This is a genomic window from Cohnella suwonensis (assembly GCF_042655365.1).
GTDB lineage: Bacteria > Bacillota > Bacilli > Paenibacillales > Paenibacillaceae > Cohnella > Cohnella suwonensis.
In genome coordinates, this window is sequence record NZ_JBHSMH010000096.1 from 1 (window position 1) to 865 (window position 865).

The 865-nt window shown below is 38.0% G+C and carries 1 protein-coding gene; it reads left to right on the forward strand.

Annotated features, from left to right (window positions below):
• Positions 1 to 71 precede the first annotated feature (71 nt).
• Positions 72 to 641: a hypothetical protein gene (locus ACFPPD_RS21550; protein WP_378083290.1), complete on the forward strand. Its 570-nt coding sequence runs from the start codon at positions 72 to 74 to the stop codon at positions 639 to 641.
• The last annotated feature ends 224 nt before the right edge of the window (positions 642 to 865 follow it).

The window sequence follows — 865 nt, forward strand, 5'->3', positions numbered from 1 at the left end:
GGTGGGACGTCGTGAACACATGAACGTTATATGAAAGGGATGCAAATCTAAAACAGAAAGAAGGAACGAATTTGTTTAGATTGTTTAGAAAGAAACGTATTTCTTTCAAGAACCAGATTAATAAGTTTGCTGAACTCGGTATTACATTGAATTCTGGGGTAGAATTGGAAGATTTGCTTGAAGAGAATTCTGAACAATCATACGAGTCAGAACCGTTTGATTTATTATTACTGACATTGGGCGGAGAGATTTTTAAGGAAGAGCATTTTTTAATACCCTCAGATAACATCTGGCACTTTGATACTGAGTGTATAGAGGATCATGGTGATTATAAAGCCATCATAGAACGGCTTAAGAAACTGACTAATTTGGATATTCATAATATTAAAGACTACATTGATATTGAGAATGAACAAGCATGGGTTTCATTTGATTATCAAAACAAGACAATTAAATGGGATCTCAATATTAATGATGATTGGGTAGATCCTGAAATATTCGATAAATTCACAAACCTTATAAGTAAAGAATCTGATAAGACAATTGTAATGGCTTCTTTAGGACAAGATTGTTTAATTGCATATATGAATGAAGAAAAACAAAAGGAATTAAATAAACTTGTGAAATATAATTTCCAGTAAAGCTTGTAAGCGTATCGAGAGGGCATCCCCATCATATAACACCATGTTCACGCATCGGCGGACGAGCCGCCTCGGTCCGGCAGGAGTAGGGAAGCGGATTCGACTGGAGTTATTCAGTAACAGGGAAGTAATTCAGCCGGACACATCCGCACCACCTAACCGCATCGCGGCCGGCTCCTTTCGGAGCCTTAAGGTGGTGGGACGTCGTGAACACATGAACGTTA